Origin of the sequence: Falcatimonas sp. MSJ-15, assembly GCF_018918265.1 — a bacterium.
Classification (GTDB): Bacteria; Bacillota; Clostridia; order Lachnospirales; family Lachnospiraceae; genus Falcatimonas.
In genome coordinates, this window is sequence record NZ_JAHLQC010000008.1 from 1 (window position 1) to 17,308 (window position 17,308).

General features: G+C 32.1%; 19 protein-coding genes. 17 read left to right on the top strand and 2 right to left on the bottom strand.

The genetic code is table 11. The features are described from left to right. Positions 1-275: 275 nt before the first annotated feature. The 12 genes from KQI85_RS07525 to KQI85_RS07580 all read left to right on the top strand — a co-directional run bounded on the left by KQI85_RS07525 (position 276) and on the right by KQI85_RS07580 (position 8,560). Positions 276-623, top strand: a complete 348-nt coding sequence (locus KQI85_RS07525; protein WP_216575477.1) for a hypothetical protein — start codon at positions 276-278, stop codon at positions 621-623. A gap of 369 nt (positions 624-992) precedes the next feature. Next, positions 993-1,910: a hypothetical protein gene (locus KQI85_RS07530; protein ID WP_216575478.1), complete on the top strand. Its 918-nt coding sequence runs from the start codon at positions 993-995 to the stop codon at positions 1,908-1,910. Positions 1,911-1,958: 48 nt separating this feature from the next. Next, the gene (locus tag KQI85_RS07535) at positions 1,959-2,702 is read left to right on the top strand and encodes a hypothetical protein (RefSeq protein ID WP_216575479.1); all 744 of its coding nucleotides are present in this window, start codon (positions 1,959-1,961) and stop codon (positions 2,700-2,702) included. Between the two features lie 6 nt (positions 2,703-2,708). Then, complete coding sequence (locus KQI85_RS07540; RefSeq protein WP_216575480.1) at positions 2,709-2,945, top strand: hypothetical protein; 237 nt, start codon at positions 2,709-2,711, stop codon at positions 2,943-2,945. Between the two features lie 308 nt (positions 2,946-3,253). Then, on the top strand, positions 3,254-3,778 hold the full coding sequence (locus KQI85_RS07545; protein WP_216575481.1) for an isochorismatase family protein: 525 nt from the start codon (positions 3,254-3,256) through the stop codon (positions 3,776-3,778). Between the two features lie 149 nt (positions 3,779-3,927). Continuing rightward, entirely contained in the window at positions 3,928-4,272 is a 345-nt protein-coding gene (gene ylxM / locus KQI85_RS07550; RefSeq protein ID WP_216575482.1) for a YlxM family DNA-binding protein, read from the top strand. 17 nt (positions 4,273-4,289) lie between these two features. Continuing rightward, the gene (ffh, locus tag KQI85_RS07555) at positions 4,290-5,636 is read left to right on the top strand and encodes a signal recognition particle protein (protein ID WP_216575483.1); all 1,347 of its coding nucleotides are present in this window, start codon (positions 4,290-4,292) and stop codon (positions 5,634-5,636) included. A gap of 40 nt (positions 5,637-5,676) precedes the next feature. Continuing rightward, positions 5,677-5,922 carry a 30S ribosomal protein S16 gene (rpsP, locus tag KQI85_RS07560; protein ID WP_216575484.1) on the top strand — a complete coding sequence of 82 codons (246 nt, stop codon included), beginning with the start codon at positions 5,677-5,679 and terminating at the stop codon, positions 5,920-5,922. A 24-nt stretch (positions 5,923-5,946) separates the two neighbouring features. After that, on the top strand, positions 5,947-6,174 hold the full coding sequence (locus KQI85_RS07565) for a KH domain-containing protein (protein WP_216575485.1): 228 nt from the start codon (positions 5,947-5,949) through the stop codon (positions 6,172-6,174). 166 nt (positions 6,175-6,340) lie between these two features. Beyond that, the gene (rimM, locus tag KQI85_RS07570; RefSeq protein WP_216575486.1) at positions 6,341-6,850 is read left to right on the top strand and encodes a ribosome maturation factor RimM; all 510 of its coding nucleotides are present in this window, start codon (positions 6,341-6,343) and stop codon (positions 6,848-6,850) included. Continuing rightward, entirely contained in the window at positions 6,850-7,587 is a 738-nt protein-coding gene (gene trmD, locus KQI85_RS07575; RefSeq protein WP_216575487.1) for a tRNA (guanosine(37)-N1)-methyltransferase TrmD, read from the top strand. The genes rimM and trmD overlap by 1 nt, the downstream gene beginning before the upstream one ends. Before the next feature lie 43 nt (positions 7,588-7,630). Next, complete coding sequence (locus tag KQI85_RS07580; RefSeq protein ID WP_216575488.1) at positions 7,631-8,560, top strand: hypothetical protein; 930 nt, start codon at positions 7,631-7,633, stop codon at positions 8,558-8,560. Between the two features lie 118 nt (positions 8,561-8,678). On the opposite strand, the gene KQI85_RS07585 is transcribed toward KQI85_RS07580, so the two are convergent. Then, a complete protein-coding gene (locus KQI85_RS07585; protein WP_216575489.1) occupies positions 8,679-9,551 on the bottom strand; it encodes an AraC family transcriptional regulator in 873 nt (290 codons plus the stop codon). Positions 9,552-9,930: 379 nt separating this feature from the next. Continuing rightward, positions 9,931-11,685 carry a M3 family oligoendopeptidase gene (locus KQI85_RS07590; protein WP_216575490.1) on the bottom strand — a complete coding sequence of 585 codons (1,755 nt, stop codon included), beginning with the start codon at positions 11,683-11,685 and terminating at the stop codon, positions 9,931-9,933. A 379-nt stretch (positions 11,686-12,064) separates the two neighbouring features. On the opposite strand from KQI85_RS07590, the gene KQI85_RS07595 reads away from it, so the two are divergent. The 5 genes from KQI85_RS07595 (at position 12,065) to KQI85_RS07615 (ending at position 17,305) form a co-directional block, all read left to right on the top strand. Further along, positions 12,065-12,910, top strand: a complete 846-nt coding sequence (locus tag KQI85_RS07595; protein WP_216575491.1) for a hypothetical protein — start codon at positions 12,065-12,067, stop codon at positions 12,908-12,910. 17 nt (positions 12,911-12,927) lie between these two features. Beyond that, positions 12,928-13,812, top strand: a complete 885-nt coding sequence (locus KQI85_RS07600) for a CPBP family intramembrane glutamic endopeptidase (protein ID WP_216575492.1) — start codon at positions 12,928-12,930, stop codon at positions 13,810-13,812. A gap of 184 nt (positions 13,813-13,996) precedes the next feature. Next, positions 13,997-14,842, top strand: a complete 846-nt coding sequence (locus tag KQI85_RS07605) for a DUF3737 family protein (RefSeq protein WP_216575493.1) — start codon at positions 13,997-13,999, stop codon at positions 14,840-14,842. A 25-nt stretch (positions 14,843-14,867) separates the two neighbouring features. Next, positions 14,868-16,040: a MalY/PatB family protein gene (locus tag KQI85_RS07610; protein WP_216575494.1), complete on the top strand. Its 1,173-nt coding sequence runs from the start codon at positions 14,868-14,870 to the stop codon at positions 16,038-16,040. A gap of 158 nt (positions 16,041-16,198) precedes the next feature. Next, positions 16,199-17,305, top strand: coding sequence for a transglutaminase domain-containing protein (locus tag KQI85_RS07615; RefSeq protein ID WP_216575495.1), 1,107 nt, complete (start codon positions 16,199-16,201; stop codon positions 17,303-17,305). The last annotated feature ends 3 nt before the right edge of the window (positions 17,306-17,308 follow it).

The window sequence follows — 17,308 nt, forward strand, 5'->3', positions numbered from 1 at the left end:
AGTCTCAATGATAGATTACTACACCGAAAGGTGTGTTACTTGTTAAGTTGATTGAACCGCCGTATACGGAACCGTACGTACGGTGGTGTGAGAGGTCGGGAAAATTTATTTAATTTTCCCTCCTACTCGATTTCAAATAATAGTTTACATAAGAAACCTAAAATATCTCCTCCTTAGCTAAAATACATACTATAAGTTGTTATAAACACAGTTTATAAAAATTTATTTAATAAACAAAAAATAGTAAACAGCGAGGAAAGGAGAGAGAAGATACTATGAGAAAAAGAATTAAATCTTTAATAGTTACAGCAGTAGCTACAGTAATGGCGATTAGTTCCTTAAGTGCAGTAGGAACACTAAGCAAAACAAGTGTATATGCTGCTAGTGGTGGAGCTAATGGTTCTAGTGATGATATCGGACATAATAGTGGTGCGTCTGGAAGTGGACAAGGCACTGCTAGTGGTAACAGTGTACAGCGTAGTGGTGGTGGTTGGAAGATAAGCCTAGTTTATACAGGACAGGGTTTATACGCACCGGAAGATGAGAGTACACAACCATTATACGGAGTAAACGGAATAACACCATTATCAATTAGTGGGGCAAGTGGAGTTCCAAGTGGATAACACAACAAACACACAGGAAAAAATAAACAGCCTAGTAAGTGCAACAACAACAGACCTAGGAGCAAGTGCATTAAGAAAATGAAGACTAAAATCTATACAAGAGTTAATTCTATAGATATGGAATTAACTCTTGCAAGGTAGAATTAAAAAATACATTTGACCACCATATGAGGAAAGTAAAGTAAAAAGAGTAAAGTAGAAATTGAAAAAGCGAAAATATGTTTGCGTTTTATTATTGTATATGATATACTAATAGTACTAGTAATAGCTAATAGTGTTATTAGTACTATTAGTATATCATATACAGTAATGGCTGATAGCAAGTATTAACATACTGACAAGAAACATACAGTTAAGAGAGGATTTTTAATGGCATCAACTAATGAAAACGTAGGTATTAACCGTACTTACAAGGACAGACTTTTCAGATTAAGATTCGGTTCCGAAGAGTATAAAGAGGATATGTTATCACTTTATAATGCACTTAACGGAACTGATTACAGCAACACAGAAGATATCAGGATAACAACACTTGATGATGTAATATACATGAAGATGAAGAATGATATATCAATTCTTCTAGACAGCAACATGGTCTTGTGGGAACAGCAGAGTTCGATTAATCCGAATATGCCGGCAAGAGGACTTATGTATTATGCGAATCTTTTAAGCCAGTATATTAAGACAGAACGTTATGGAATATATAATAAGAAGTTAATACCTATTCCGACACCACAGTATGTAGTTTTTTATAATGGAACAGAAGAATATGAAGCAAGAGTTAAGCTGAGATTATCCGATGCATTTATAAATAAAGATGACAGTGGGGATTTTGAATGGACAGCAATGGTATATAATCTTAATACCGGTAAGAATGATGAACTGTTAGAAAAGTGTAGACCACTTAAGGAATATATGATATTTATAAATAAAGTAAGAGAATACTCAGATGACAAAGGCGTAGATATCAAGACAGCAATAACCAAGGCAATAGATTACTGCATAGAAGAAAATATTATGAGAGAATTTTTGATAAAGCATAAGGCGGAGGTGTTTAGTGTGTGTATAACAGAATTTGATGAAAAGATATATGAAGCAGAGTTAAAGCAAGAGGTCCGAGAAGAAGAACGAGAAAAGAATATCTTAACAACGATATCAATATTAAGAGGACTTGGACTAGATGACAGCACGATAGCCCAGCAGATTTCAGAGAAGTTTGAGCTTACACCTTTGGAGATTGATAGATACTTTGATAAAGTTCTTAAAGGATTAGATAAAAGTAATTGATAGATACTTTGATAAAGCACTTAAAGGATTAGACAGAAGTAATTCAAAGTGTTGACCACAACAAACCGTACTTACAAGGACAGACTTTTCAGATTAAAATTCGGTTCCGAAGAGTATAAAGAGGATATGTTATCACTTTATAATGCACTTAACGGAACAGAATACAACAACACAGAAGATATCAGGATAACAACACTTGATGATGTAATATACATGAAGATGAAGAATGATATATCAATTCTTCTAGACAGCAACATGGTCTTGTGGGAACAGCAGAGTTCGATTAACCCTAATATGCCGGCAAGAGGACTTATGTATTATGCGAATCTTTTAAGCCAGTATATTAAGACAGAACGTTATGGAATATATAATAAGAAGTTAATACCTATTCCAACACCACAGTATGTAGTTTTTTATAATGGAATAGAAGAATATGAAGCAAGAGTTAAACTGAGGTTATCTGATGCATTTATAAATAAAGATGACAGTGGAGATTTTGAATGGACAGCAATGGTATATAATCTTAATACCGGTAAAAATGATGAACTGTTAGAAAAATGTAGACCACTTAAGGAATATATGATATTTATAAATAAAGTAAGAGAATACTCAGATGACAAAGGCATAGATATCAAGACAGCAATAACCAAGGCAATAGATTACTGCATAGAAGAAAATATTATGAGAGAATTTTTGATAAAGCATAAGGCGGAGGTGTTTAGTGTGTGTATAACAGAATTTGATGAAAAGATATATGAAGCAGAGTTAAGACAGGAGGCTCGTGAAGAATGACGTACTTTGGGATTAGAAGAAGGACGCAATTTGGGACGTGAGGAAGGACTTACTTTAGGGCGTGAAGAAGGACGTGAAGAGGAACGCATCAAGAATATTCGAAAAACCATCTTTCTTTTACACAGACTTAATTTTAAAAATGAAGATATAATCAGGGAAATTTCTCAAACATTTGAAATTTCTTCAGAAACAGCAGGCAAATATATAGAAGACTATTACAACGAAGTGTCAAAGAAGAACTAATCGTTGCAAGTAATTATATAAAAAGGTCTCTTTTCAAACAACATAATTAATGTTTTAAGACTTTAAAAAACTTTTTGGTTAAGAAAGTGTTATGTTATAAAAAAGCTCCCTGATATCGTTGATATTGCTAGGGACAGAGATAACTTATCGGATAACATGTGTGCATTTCTTAATTACCTGCAAGGAAAAAACGTAGAAAGAATAGCTGATAGTAAGTATTAACATACGGACGAGAAACATACAGACAAGAGAGGATTTTCTTGGCCTTTGCTACCAATTATTTTGGCTTTTAAGATAGGAGAAAACGAATGAAATTAATTGTCATAGATATACAAAAAGGAATAACAGATAGTAGACTTTTTAATTTTGATGAATTTATTAAAAATACTACAAGAATTATACAAGCAGCTAGAGATAATCAAATAGAGGTTATATATTTTCAGCATGATGATGGACCGGGAACGGGATTTTCAATCGGCGATGAAGAATTCGAGATTGCAGAACAGGTGACTCCAAGGGAAGATGAAAAGATATTTATAAAAAATATCAATAGTTGTTTTGGAAATAAGGATTTTACAGATTATGTTAAAGATGAAAATACATTAATGCTAGTTGGGCTACAGACAAACTTCTGTATAGACGCAACTGTGAAATCTGCGTTTGAAAGAGGATATAAAGTTATTGTTCCACAAGGTACAAATTCAACGTTTGATAATGACTATATGACTGGAGAAGTAACCTATAAATATTACAATGATATGATGTGGCCAGATAGATTTGTTACATGTGTATCTGTTGATGAAGCAATTAAATTGATGGAAAAGAAGAAATAATTTGATAACTTGTTGGTAATAGACCAGATACTTTGATAAAGCCCTTTGATTGTATTTTCTTAAGTACGAATAATTTAAATAAAATTTGTCAATAAAAAGTACTTGACAAACATTGAAAGCTATTATAGAATAGCAGAGGTGACTTGATTATGGAAAAAATAGTTTGGCAGTCATTGCTTTATGATTTCTATGGTGAACTGCTTACTGAACATCAAAAGTCAATATATGAAGAGGTCATTTTTAACGACTATTCAATAAGTGAAGTAGCCAAAGATGAAGGAATCAGTAGACAAGGTGTTCATGATTTGATAAAGCGATGCAATAAGATACTTGAAGAATATGAAGGAAAGCTACACCTTGTAGAGAAGTTTCTTCATATCAAAGACAAAGTTGATAAGATTAATACATTAACACATGACTATATCGATAATAGAGATATAGAACTGATTGGTCAGATACAGAACATATCGAATGAGATACTTGAAGAATTATAGAACGTGGAGGTTATAAGATGGCATTTGACAGCTTGGCAGATAAATTGCAAAACGTTTTTAAAAACCTTAGAAGTAAGGGACGTCTGACTGAGGCAGATGTAAAAACAGCACTTAAAGAAGTTAAGATGGCACTTCTTGAGGCAGATGTTAGCTTTAAAGTTGTAAAACAGTTTATTAATTCTGTTACTGAGAGAGCGGTTGGACAGGATGTTATGCAGAGTCTTACCCCAGGACAGATGGTAATAAAGATTGTAAACGAAGAGATGGTAAAGCTCATGGGTTCTGAGACAACTGAGCTTGCTTTCAAACCTGGTAATGAGATTACTGTTATTATGATGGTAGGTCTTCAAGGTGCTGGTAAGACAACTACTACAGCAAAGATTGCTGGTAAGTTAAAGTCAAAAGGTAAGAGACCACTTCTTGTTGCCTGTGACGTATATAGACCTGCTGCTGTTGAACAGCTTCAGGTTAATGGTAAAAAACAGGATGTTCCAGTATTTAGCATGGGAACTAATAATAGACCTGTTGATATTGCAAAAGCTGCTATTGAGCATGCACAGAAGAATGATAATAACGTTGTAATACTTGATACTGCTGGTCGTCTTCATGTAGATGAAGATATGATGAATGAGCTTGTAGAGATTAAAGAAAATGTGGATGTATTCCAGACAATTCTTACAGTTGATTCAATGACAGGTCAGGATGCAGTCAATGTAGCTACAATGTTTAATGATAAAATAGGTATTGATGGTGTTATTCTTACAAAACTTGATGGTGACACTAGAGGTGGTGCAGCACTTTCAATCAGGGCTGTAACTGGTAAGCCTATATTATATGTAGGTATGGGTGAGAAACTTTCTGATTTGGAACAGTTCTATCCAGACCGTATGGCATCAAGAATTCTAGGTATGGGTGATGTACTTACACTCATTGAGAAAGCTGAAGCACAGATTGATGCTGATAAAGCCAAGGAGATGGAGAAAAAAATCAAAAAAGCTGAATTTGATTTTAATGATTTCCTTGAGAGTATGAACCAGGTTAAGAATATGGGTGGCATTAACGAGATTATGGGAATGCTTCCTGGAATGGGTATTAACATGAAGAATGTAGATGCTCAGGTAGATGAGAGCCGAATAGGTCGAATCGAAGCAATAATTCTCTCAATGACACCTGAAGAGAGAAAGAGACCTGATATACTTAATCCTTCAAGAAAGACAAGAATTGCGAAGGGTGCAGGTGTTGATATAAGTGAAGTTAACAGATTGGTAAAACAGTTTGACCAACAGAAGAAGATGATGAAGCAGATGTCATCACTTATGTCAGGTAAAGTTGGTAAAAGAGGTAAGTTTAAACTTCCTTTTTAACATATAATTTTTTTAAAATCACTAAGGAGGTGAAATTGTAATGGCAGTAAAGATTAGATTAAGAAGAATGGGACAGAAAAAAGCTCCTTTCTATAGAGTAATAGTTGCTGATTCTAGATCTCCAAGAGATGGTAGATTTATCGAGGAAATCGGAACATATGACCCAAACACAGATCCAAGTACTTACAAAATCAACGAGGAATTAGCTAAAAAATGGTTAGCTAATGGTGCTCAGCCAACAGAAGTTGTTAGTAAGATTTTCAAACTTGCTGGAATCGAAAAATAATTAAACTGGTGGAGGTGGATTTTAATGAAAGAACTAGTTGAGGTAATTGCAAAATCATTAGTTGATTGTCCAAATGAAGTTCAAGTTACAGAAACTACGAAGGACGATGCCACTGTTATCGAATTAAAAGTTGCTCCGTCAGATATGGGAAAAGTTATAGGCAAACAGGGAAGAATTGCAAAAGCAATTCGTTCCGTTGTTAAAGCCGCAGCTTCAAAGGATGACAAGAAAGTCATTGTTGAGATTGTTTAATTATAATTTTTCAAAACGAACCGTCATACCATATATGGTATTGGCGGTTTTTTAATGGCTCTTTGGGCTAATTGTGAGTGTACAAAAACTTGTATATTCGCTTTTTTTTTGCTATAATATGCTAGATAAATACTTGATTATTCGTAGAATATGGATGGAGGTATACATGGAGAATTTATTAAGAGTTGGTGTTATATCATCAACACATGGAATACGAGGAGAAGTAAAGGTATTTCCAACAACAGATGATGCTAATCGATTTAAAAAATTGAAAGAAGTAATTCTTGACACAGGCAAGGAACAGTTAACACTTCATATAGAGTCAGTTAAGTTCTTTAAACAATTTGTAATTTTGAAATTTAAGGAATATAATAATATTAATGATGTAGAGATCTACAAGAATAAGGATTTACTGGTAACTCGTGAGAATGCAGTACCACTTGCAGAAGGTGAATATTTTATTACTGATATGATAGGACTTAAGGTCGTAAGTGATGAAGGCGAAGAACTTGGAACACTTAGCGATGTGTTACAGACAGGAGCTAATGATGTATATGTTGTCAAGATGGCTAATGGCAAAGAAGCATTGTTTCCGGCAATTGATGAGTGTGTTCTTAATGTAGATCTTAATGAAGGAACAGTTACAGTACATATAATGGAAGGATTATTAGACTAATGAATTATCATGTTTTAACATTATTTCCAGAGATGATAATGGATGGACTTAATACAAGTATCATAGGCAGGGCTATGAATAAATCACTTATATCGCTTGAGGCAATCAATATAAGAGATTTTGCAACTAATAAACATATGAAGGTGGATGATTATCCATATGGTGGCGGAGCAGGTATGGTTATGCAGGCAGAACCGGTATATCTTGCTTATAAGAGTATAGAAGAGAGAATTAATAAAAAACCAAGAGTTATATATCTTACACCACAGGGAAAAGTCTTTAATCAGAGTATGGCAGAAGATTTTGCAAAAGAAGAAGATCTGGTATTTTTGTGTGGACATTATGAAGGAATTGATGAACGTGTTCTTGATATGATTGTAACAGATAATGTATCAATTGGTGATTATGTATTAACCGGTGGCGAACTTCCGGCTATGGTAATGATTGATTCGATATCAAGACTTGTAAAAGGTGTTCTCAATAATGAAGATTCAGCTGAATATGAATCATTTAATAATAATCTTCTTGAACATCCACAGTATACAAGACCAGAAGTATTTGAAGGAAGGCATGTTCCACCGGTACTTCTTACAGGACATCATAAGAACATTGAAAAATGGAGACGTGAGGAATCACTTAAGAGAACTTATGAGAGAAGACCAGAACTATTAAAGGATGCTATTCTTGATAAAAAAGATATTGCATATCTTAATCAACTAAGAGAAGCCGATAATTAAGAATAGAATAAGAATATTATTTATATGACAAGGGGGAAGATAAATGGAATTTATAATTTTTTTAATTATTGTAGGTTTTGTTATAAAGAGAAGTAAAGAAAAGGTTCAGGTTGAATCTAACCAGAAGCAGAATATTAATAAGAATAATTCAGCTTTTAATAATAATTCTGTGAATAATACAACAGGTAACAAGGCAGGAAAGTATACTACAACTACTACTATGGGAACAGTTAATAACCAGAGTACTACACGAACTGTAAGTAGAACAACCAGTGTATCATCTAATAGTAAGTATGATAATAATATGACAATGTATGCATCTAAAAACAATGATGATAATAAAAATAGAGCTAAAGATTATGAAAATTGTTTTAAGACATACAAATATACCGAGATAAGAGATATAGCAGCATTACTTAATGTATCAGAGAGCAGAGTTATTAAGGATATCAAAAAATATCAACAGATGGGATATTTTAAAGACATAAAAGTAGACATCAAAAATCGTCAGATTATATATAATTCTGCGAATACAGTTGCTTTGAATAAAAAGAGTCAGACTGTTGATGAAGACAGATATGAATATATCAATAAAGAGCCGAATGAGACTTACAATTATGTTAACAAAGATTATAAAGAAGATTATAACTATGTTAATAAGACTCGAAAAGAAGATTATAATTATGTTAACAAGCAACAAAAAGAAGATTATAACTACATCAATAAGAAAAAAGCAGAATATAATGCTGATAAAGAATATGTTCGTAAACAACATGAATTACATACAGAAGAAGATAAGCATTGGGAGAAGGATTCTGTAGAAGAAGAGGCTATTAATCTTGATGTAGAATTTGGAACATTCTCATCTTATGATTTTAACTCATTTGACTTCATTCCATCATTTAATTCATTTGACTATTTAACGGGTATGTACGATGAACTCGATATAGAGAAGATGATAGAAGAAATATAGAAGTTTGAAAGTGATTAAGATTATAAGTATTATTGAATTAAGAATAAAAGCATAAGTAATAAGTAAAGTAAAATAAAATGAAACTCCATATACTACATTATGTAGTAAGTGGAGTTTTTTATTCGGGTTCGTCACTTTTGGCTTTTTTGCTGAAGTCTTTAGGTGTTGTGCCATACATTTTTCTAAAACTTCTTAGAAAACTTGAGTAATCGATAAAACCACATTTTTCAGAGACTTTCATTACACTTTCATTATTTAAAAGTAATTCTTTTGCAAGAATAAGTCTCTTTTGAGATATATAATTATGAAGAGTATATCCTGTTTGTTCTTTAAAACGATGCATTAGATAATATCTGCTAATATAGAATCTGTTTGCAATATCATCAACTGTCAAAGGCTCATTAAGATTGGCATTGATATATTTTAGAATCTCATTTATCTGATTATCATATATACTATCACATTCGTTAGCTTCAATGATATTGTTGTTGCCAAGAATAAGTCTGTTAATATATACAAGAAATTCTATAAGATAAGCATTGCTTAGAATCCTGCTGCCAAATTCCTGTGAATTAATTGAAGCTTCAAGTTTGGTTAATAGTGATATTAATTCGTTTTGAAGATCTGGTTTTAAACGTATTAGATTAATATCATTTTTAATAGCATATTTAAAACATTCTTCAAGATTACAATTATCGTCACTATGTTCTTTTACAAAATTAGTATCAGCCCATATAACAATTCGTTCATAAGTTGAATTGGAATCTATTATAGGTTTGTGAATATCATGATTATTAACCAGAAGAATATCATAAGGCTTTAAGTGATATGTTCGACCTTCTATAATATAAGTTACATTACCTGATAAGAATATAATTATCTTATTGAATTCATGATAATGATAGTCAAATTCTTTTTTTGTCTTATCTTTAAGATGAAAAAGCCTAAAATCTGAATTAAGATAACCTGAACGTATACCGTCTTTGTGCATAATACTCCTCCATATATTAAGAAAGATTTAGTAATTTTAAAGTTAAATACATTAAAAATTTATTGGCATCTATATTAAAACTGATATCTATAATAAGTAATAATAAGTCATATTAAGTAATAATAAGTCGTATTAACCAACTGTGATAAAAATTATAAAAATCATACCTATAAAAATCACATATTGCTTATTTGAGATGGTAATAGATTATGAAGTCTGATTATATACAAATTATAATCAGACTTCATGATATTCCAAATGAGAACAATCAGTTTGGTATTATCTAATATACTATTTATTATATTATTTTATAGTATATAGTATATTACCTATTGTAATACGAGTTCTATTATAGATTAATCTTAGACAGTGCTTTTAACTATTTTGTAAGTTCAAGGAACTTATCAATAGATTCTTCAATTGTCTTAAGACTCTGTTTCCAGAATGATTTATCTGTAAGATCGATATCTGCCATCTTAGCAACGTCTTCAACTGTTGAAACTGTTGTCGCATGAAGGAGTGCATTATATTTTGGTATAAATGCTGAACCTTCTTCTAAGTATCTGGCATATAATCCTCTTGCGAACAGACCACCGAATGCATAAGGGAAGTTATAGAAACTTAATCCTGATGAATAGTAGTGTCCTTTACATACCCACATATATGGATGAAGATATTCAGGATCAAGACCTGTACCGTATGCTTTTTTCTGTGAATCGAGCATCATCTGTTCTAATTCGTCAGCAAACATGAAAGAATCTTCTCTTTTAGCAAATACAGCAGATTCGAATAAATATCTTGAATAGATATCACAGATAATCTGTGTATCGTCTTGAAGACGACTTTCTATAAGAGCAAGCTTTTCTTCACCTTCGGCTTCATTAATAGCAGCATTCATAATTACAACTTCATTAAAAGTTGAAGCTGTCTCAGCAACAGGCATTGTATAATCCTGGTTAAGAATTCTATGTGTCTCAATTTGCTGTCCATGATAAGCATGTCCAAGTTCATGAGCAAGAGTTACGATATCACCAAGTTGTCCATCATAGTTAGTTAAGACACGACTCTGCTTGAAATATGGTATATTGCTGCAGAATGCTCCACCGACTTTACCATCATGTGGATAAAAATCTATCCAACTCTCATCAAAAGCACGTTCGATCATGTCAGCAAGCTCCGGATTAAATGGTCTAAAGTGTTCTAAGAGATATTCTTTAGCTTCTTCTATAGTATATTTTTTCTCAAGTTTACCCATTGGTGCAAAGAGATCATACCAAGGAAGTCCATTTTTATGTCCTAATAATTCGCCTTTTCTTCTAAGATATGCATGGAATTTTGGAAGTGATTCATCAATTGCAGCAAACATAGCATCAAGAGTTCCTTTTTTCATTCTTGATTTAGAAAGTGCCTGCATAAGAGGTGATTCAAAGCCTCTTAGTTTGCTCATAGTATTAACCTGACCTTTGATATTATTAAGAGCAAATGCGATAGAATCTTTAATCTTGTCATAACATGCAAGTTCAGCTTCATAAGCTTCTTTTCTCTCAGTAGCATCAGGGCTGTAAGCTATATTACGAATAGCTGATAAGTTAGTAACATCGCCTTTATAGTCAACTTTTACTCTTGAAGTAAGATAACTTTGAAGATCAGCCCATGAACTTCCACCTGTTATGTCAAGCTTGTCAGCAAGATCTTCAACTTCATCACTTAGAAGATGTTTGGAATTCTCTTTTATTGAGTTAAGAAGAAAACTATAATCTTTTAATATATCACTGTCTTTGATGAGACTGTCTATATCATCGATTGAAGCAACGAATCGTTCAAACTGTGTCTGTGCAATAGTTATATTATTTAATAATTGCATAAGTTTGTTGATGTAAGTTGCACAGTTTGGATTAGAAGTATCTGTAGACTGTGTAAGAGAACAGAACTGGTATAATTTGGATACTAAGAGTTCAATCTTTTCTTTTACAACAATAACATCTTCCATTGATTTTAATGGATTAGTATTGTCGATTGCTTTAACAGCATTATTATAATCTTCGATAGCATATTTTGCTTTTTCAAAATCTTTTGCAAAGTTTTCATCATCAAAACCTTTGTAAAAGATATCTAATGACCATTCAGTATTCATATTGTATAAATCTCCTTGTGTTAAATATTAGTGCATATACCATGCCTCTAATTAATGTATCACATATATAATAAGATTTCCATAATTATTTTGGTGTCACATATCTGTTTAGCACAACAATCATAAAAATTATAAAAATCATACCTATAAAAAACATATATTGCTTATTGGAGATAGTAATAGATCATAAAATACTATGCTTAATTAAAATGTCATAGTAATATATTATAAAATGTTGTGCTAATTAAAATGTTATGGTATTATAAGTGGGATATTAAGATTATCTTATAGGCAATTGGAAAATTATATTTCTATATACAACTGATGATAGATGTGAATTTTGCAATAGTCTAATTATTTTAGAAAAGAGGGAAAAGGTATGAGGAGAAAAAATTTCTGCATAATGATGGGAGTATGTATATTGTCTACGGTACTATATGCGTGTAAAAGTGGTGAGAGTAAAGATGATAGTAATTCTGCTGCCAATGATGTCGCTATTACCGAAGCAGCAGAGAATGTGTCTGAGAATGTAACAGAGAATGTAACAGATAATACTGTCGATAGCGATAATTCAGTTAGTGATGATTATATATATGAAGATGAACTGCCATCTGATGCTAAGTTCATATATGAGTCGGCACAGTATGAACTTGGAACAGTGAATATTAAGTATCCGGTAATATTAGTGGAAGGACAGGAGCAAGTTGCATATACCAGTATACATGCAATTAATGAGATTATTAAAGATGATGCTTTGTCAATTCTTACTAATTATAGTATTAATGATGGAACAGATTCAGTTAACGTAGATTATAGTATATTTATAGATGGTGATGGCAATATATCTGTAAAGTTCAGCGGTGATGCTATGTATAGTAACGCAGCACATCCATCAGTTCTAGAATATACATCTAATGTTAATGTATATTCTGGAACACGATTTAAACCAATTAGTGATGACAAACTGTCGCAGATAACTGAACATTTTGAAGTCGGCAAAGATTATGAAGTATGTAGTGATGAAACTGATATAAAAGAAGCTGTTGAAGATTATCTTAGAGAATATGATATGTCTATGCTGGCATCAGAACTTAATAATATGGATTTTGATGATGACAGACAGACTCCTTATACATATTCATATCAGGATGAAGATGGAGTATATATAATAATAAGCGTACCAACAGCAATAGGTCAGTATGCAATTCTTAAGATAATTGAATAGGAAAAAATATGATGGGTATGGATTTTAGAAAAAAAGACTTTATAGAATATACAGAAAAAAGCAGTCCGGCTAATTGTCTGGCATTCATATTACTTGGAATAGTTGCACAAAATCTGCTTATTAAAGTTTTTGTAATGTTAGCAGGAATAGGAAATGATGAAAGTAAAATGTTATATAGTATGCCTATTCAGTTGTTTTCAACATTAGGAATGATAGTAGTACTTATTATCTATTGTCGCAAAGTAGAAAAAAGAAGTATAAGAGGTACTGGTGTTGAATGTAATGCAAAGAGTGGACTAGGTTATATAAAAGGACTTATTATAGGAATGATTATGTTCTCGGCATGTATGATAATAGCTTATCTTACACACTCGGCAATATATGTTGGCAAACATTATAAAGGACATGAGACATATCTTCTTATTATGTTTGTTGGTTTTCTTATACAGGGAATGAGTGAAGAGATTATGGTAAGAGGAACACTTATGCCAACTATTGCCTCAAAAAAAGGAATTTTAAAAGCCATTATTATGAGTTCTTTATTTTTTGCAATTCTACATCTTGGCAATAATGGAATTACACTTCTTGCTTTTATAAATCTTACATTATTTGGAATATTTGCAGCATTATATTATTATCATGAAGGAAGTCTGTTTGGAATTGGTGCATTTCATGGAATGTGGAATTTTGTGCAAGGTAATCTATATGGACTTAGCGTGAGTGGTATCAATTCAGGTGCCAGCATATTAAAGTTCCTTATGTCAGCTAAATCTTCTAGAAAAATTATAACAGGTGGAATATTTGGAATAGAAGGAAGTATTGAATGTACAATCGTAATGTGCATTGGCATTGCATATCTGTTTGTAAAAGAGCGTCATAATCTTATAAGTGACGTCAAATAAGTTTTTGACATCATAAAATACATTGTGCAAAATTATATTTTATTAAATTTTTGAAAACTTATATGATTTATTGCTTACACATGTTATAATGAAGAGTATGTTTTTGATTAGGCGATTGTTGAACTTAAAATAAGAATTTTTGCGATTGCCTACATTTAATAATTCACATAAGGAGATATGCAAAATGGAAAGAAAAGAAATTCATCAGGAATATTTAACAGGAGAGAGAGCATTATTCCAGGGAAATAATCTGAATATATATGATACTATTTTTGATGACGGAGAATCACCACTTAAGGAAAGTCACGATATATCATTATATGGAAGTATGTTCAAATGGAAATATCCTCTTTGGTATTCAAAAAATATATATACAGAGAATTGCAGCTGGTTTGATATGGCAAGAGCCGGTGTATGGTATACAGACAATATGACTGTTAAGAATGCACTTATTGAAGCACCTAAGAATTTTAGAAGATGCGATGGACTTGTATTCGATAATGTAACACTTACTAATGCCGAAGAGACATTATGGAGCTGTAAGAATGTAGAGATGAATAATGTAACAGCAAGAGGTAATTATTTTGCGATGAACAGTGAGAATATGAAACTTAATAACTTCCAGCTTGTTGGCAATTATTCATTTGACGGCTGTAAGAATGTAGAGATTCATAATTCAAAACTTATGTCAAAAGATGCATTCTGGAATACAGATAATGTAACAGTATATGATTCAGTTATATCAGGAGAATACCTTGGATGGAATGCTAAGAATCTTACACTTATTAATTGTACGATCGAAAGTCTGCAGGGAATGTGCTATATAGAGAATCTTGTTATGAAGGATTGTAGACTTGTTAATACAACACTTGCTTTTGAATATTCAAGCGTTGATGTCAGTATTATAGGTGGAATAGATAGCGTTATGAATCCAAAAGAAGGAACAATTAAAGCAGATTTTATTAAAGAACTTATATTAGATAAAGATAAGATAGATCCATCAAAGACTACAATTATTAATATGCATTAATGCGAAAGGTGAGTGTGATTGATATATGAAATATGATTTTGACAAAATTATAGACAGACATAATACTGGTTCACTAAAATGGGATGTTGCCTACAATGAACTTCCTATGTGGGTTGCTGATATGGACTTTGAGACTGCACCTGAGATAATAGATGCTTTAAAAAAGAGAGTAGAACATGGAGTATTTGGATATTCAATTCTTCCAAAAGAATGGGAAGATGCATATATTACATGGTGGAGAGACAGACACAATTTTGAGATTGAGCCAGAGTGGCTTACATTCTGTACAGGAGTTGTGCCTGCAATATCAAGTATTGTCCGTAAGATAACAACACCAGCAGAAAAGGTTCTTATACAGACACCTGTATATAATATCTTTTTTAATTCAATTCTTAATAACGGAAGAAATGTAATTGAAAGTGAACTTGTATATGATGGCAAAGATTATCATATAGATTTTGAAGATCTTGAAGAGAAACTTGCCGATCCACAGACAAACCTTATGATTCTATGCAATCCACACAATCCTGTTGGAAAGATATGGGATAAGGATACACTTAGTAAGATTGGTGAACTTTGTTATAAGCATAATGTTGTCGTATTATCAGATGAGATACATTGTGATATAACAGATCCAGACAGTAATTATGTACCTTTTGCATCTGTATCAGATATATGTAAGAACAATTCTATAACATGTGTAGCACCAACCAAAGCATTTAATATTGCCGGGCTTCAGACAGCAGCTGTTGTAATTCCTAATAAGAATCTTCATCATAAAGTATGGAGAGGCCTTAATACAGATGAAGTAGCAGAACCAAACGCATTTGCGGTAGCTGCAACAGTAGCAGCTTTTAATGAAGGTGGAGAATGGCTTAACGAACTTAAGAGATATATTACAGATAATAAGGCTTATGTAAGAGAGTTCATTGAGCGTGAACTTCCAATGCTTAATCTTACACCATCTAAGGCAACTTATCTTTTGTGGCTTGATTGCAGCAATGTGACAGATGATGCTACTGTATTCGCAGATCAGATAAGAGAATATAATGGACTCTATCTGTCAGCAGGAAGACAGTTTGGTGAATGTGGTAAGTGCTTCTTAAGACTTAATACAGCATGTCCACGTTCGGTCCTTGAAGATGGAATGAATAGATTTAAAGATGCACTTCTTGCTATTGGCAGTAATAAGCAATAAGTTTTTGATGTTGACTATTGTTAGCAATAGCGAATAATTAAAGTAGAGAGAATACAATAAAAATAAGTAGAATTAAGATAAAAACAGAATATCTGCTTCGTAAAATAATTATGAACGCAGGTGTTCTGTTTTTTGATATGAATGGAGAAAAATATATAATGGAACAATACTATTATAATCATATGACTAAGACAGAGCAGGAAGTATATTATGGAATAATGAATGGTGTTACTAATTATGATACATCAATATTATTGCCGGCACTTGATATAAAAGATGTCCAGAATGTGTTCTTTCTTATGAGACTTGATCATCCGGAGATTTTTTATGTAACAGGTTTTAAATATAGTTATTATAGAGATTCACCAAATATAATATTCACGCCGGAATATCTGTTTGAAAAAGCTAAGATAAAAGAGCATCAGAAGGCTTTAAAAGCACGAATTGATAAGCTTGCATTAAAAGCTAAAAACGAGTGCAAAACGGAACTTGAAAAAGAACTTTTTATACATGATTTTATATGTGAAAATATTACCTATGATAAACTAAAAAAGCCATATTCTCACGAAATAATAGGACCATTAGGACATGGCGTTGGAGTATGTGAAGGAATTGCCAAATCAGTAAAAGCACTTTGTGATGCACTTGGAATCTGGTGTGTAATTGCAATCTGTGGCAATAATCCCCAAAAAGGAATAAAATACAGACATACATGGAATATTGTAAAGATTAATAATATATATTACCATCTTGATGCCACATTCGATAATACTGTTGGAAGAAATTCTAACCATTATCTTGAACTTAACAGTAGCAGTATGAAATCAGTTAATAATAAAAATAAAAAAAGTGAAGCTAATTCGCTTATAAGATATGATTATTTTAATCTTGATGATAAAGCAATATTTAGAGATCACGAACCGCTTATAGCATCTGCACCAAAGTGTAATGACGCAAATCATTATTATTATAAAGAGAAAAAATTATCTTTTACAAAGATGGATGAAGTGCTAAACAGAGCTACACAGGCAGCCAAAAAAGGAAAGATACTTACTTTTAACTGGCGTGGTGGATATCTTACAAAGGAAGTCTTGAAAGAGATTGTTGATACATTAAAAAAAGCTGGCGAGGAGAGAAAAAAAGAGCCATATATAAGCCTTAACTGGTCACAGGCTGTTATAAGAGTAATATATACAGATGCAGTAATAGTAAAAGAAGCTGTTAATATAGAAGAAGTTAATGAAGGCGAAAATGATTGTGAATAGTAT

What these genes read in the sequence shown, in the direction of transcription:
- KQI85_RS07525 (WP_216575477.1), top strand. Translation starts at nt 276, where the DNA reads ATGAGAAAAAGAATTAAATCTTTAATAGTTACAGCAGTAGCTACAGTA.
- KQI85_RS07530 (WP_216575478.1), top strand. Translation starts at nt 993, where the DNA reads ATGGCATCAACTAATGAAAACGTAGGTATTAACCGTACTTACAAGGAC.
- KQI85_RS07545 (WP_216575481.1), top strand. Translation starts at nt 3,254, where the DNA reads ATGAAATTAATTGTCATAGATATACAAAAAGGAATAACAGATAGTAGA.
- ylxM (WP_216575482.1), top strand. Translation starts at nt 3,928, where the DNA reads ATGGAAAAAATAGTTTGGCAGTCATTGCTTTATGATTTCTATGGTGAA.
- ffh (WP_216575483.1), top strand. Translation starts at nt 4,290, where the DNA reads ATGGCATTTGACAGCTTGGCAGATAAATTGCAAAACGTTTTTAAAAAC.
- rpsP (WP_216575484.1), top strand. Translation starts at nt 5,677, where the DNA reads ATGGCAGTAAAGATTAGATTAAGAAGAATGGGACAGAAAAAAGCTCCT.
- KQI85_RS07565 (WP_216575485.1), top strand. Translation starts at nt 5,947, where the DNA reads ATGAAAGAACTAGTTGAGGTAATTGCAAAATCATTAGTTGATTGTCCA.
- rimM (WP_216575486.1), top strand. Translation starts at nt 6,341, where the DNA reads ATGGAGAATTTATTAAGAGTTGGTGTTATATCATCAACACATGGAATA.
- trmD (WP_216575487.1), top strand. Translation starts at nt 6,850, where the DNA reads ATGAATTATCATGTTTTAACATTATTTCCAGAGATGATAATGGATGGA.
- KQI85_RS07580 (WP_216575488.1), top strand. Translation starts at nt 7,631, where the DNA reads ATGGAATTTATAATTTTTTTAATTATTGTAGGTTTTGTTATAAAGAGA.
- KQI85_RS07585 (WP_216575489.1), bottom strand. Translation starts at nt 9,551, where the DNA reads ATGCACAAAGACGGTATACGTTCAGGTTATCTTAATTCAGATTTTAGG.
- KQI85_RS07590 (WP_216575490.1), bottom strand. Translation starts at nt 11,685, where the DNA reads ATGAATACTGAATGGTCATTAGATATCTTTTACAAAGGTTTTGATGAT.
- KQI85_RS07595 (WP_216575491.1), top strand. Translation starts at nt 12,065, where the DNA reads ATGAGGAGAAAAAATTTCTGCATAATGATGGGAGTATGTATATTGTCT.
- KQI85_RS07600 (WP_216575492.1), top strand. Translation starts at nt 12,928, where the DNA reads ATGGATTTTAGAAAAAAAGACTTTATAGAATATACAGAAAAAAGCAGT.
- KQI85_RS07605 (WP_216575493.1), top strand. Translation starts at nt 13,997, where the DNA reads ATGGAAAGAAAAGAAATTCATCAGGAATATTTAACAGGAGAGAGAGCA.
- KQI85_RS07610 (WP_216575494.1), top strand. Translation starts at nt 14,868, where the DNA reads ATGAAATATGATTTTGACAAAATTATAGACAGACATAATACTGGTTCA.
- KQI85_RS07615 (WP_216575495.1), top strand. Translation starts at nt 16,199, where the DNA reads ATGGAACAATACTATTATAATCATATGACTAAGACAGAGCAGGAAGTA.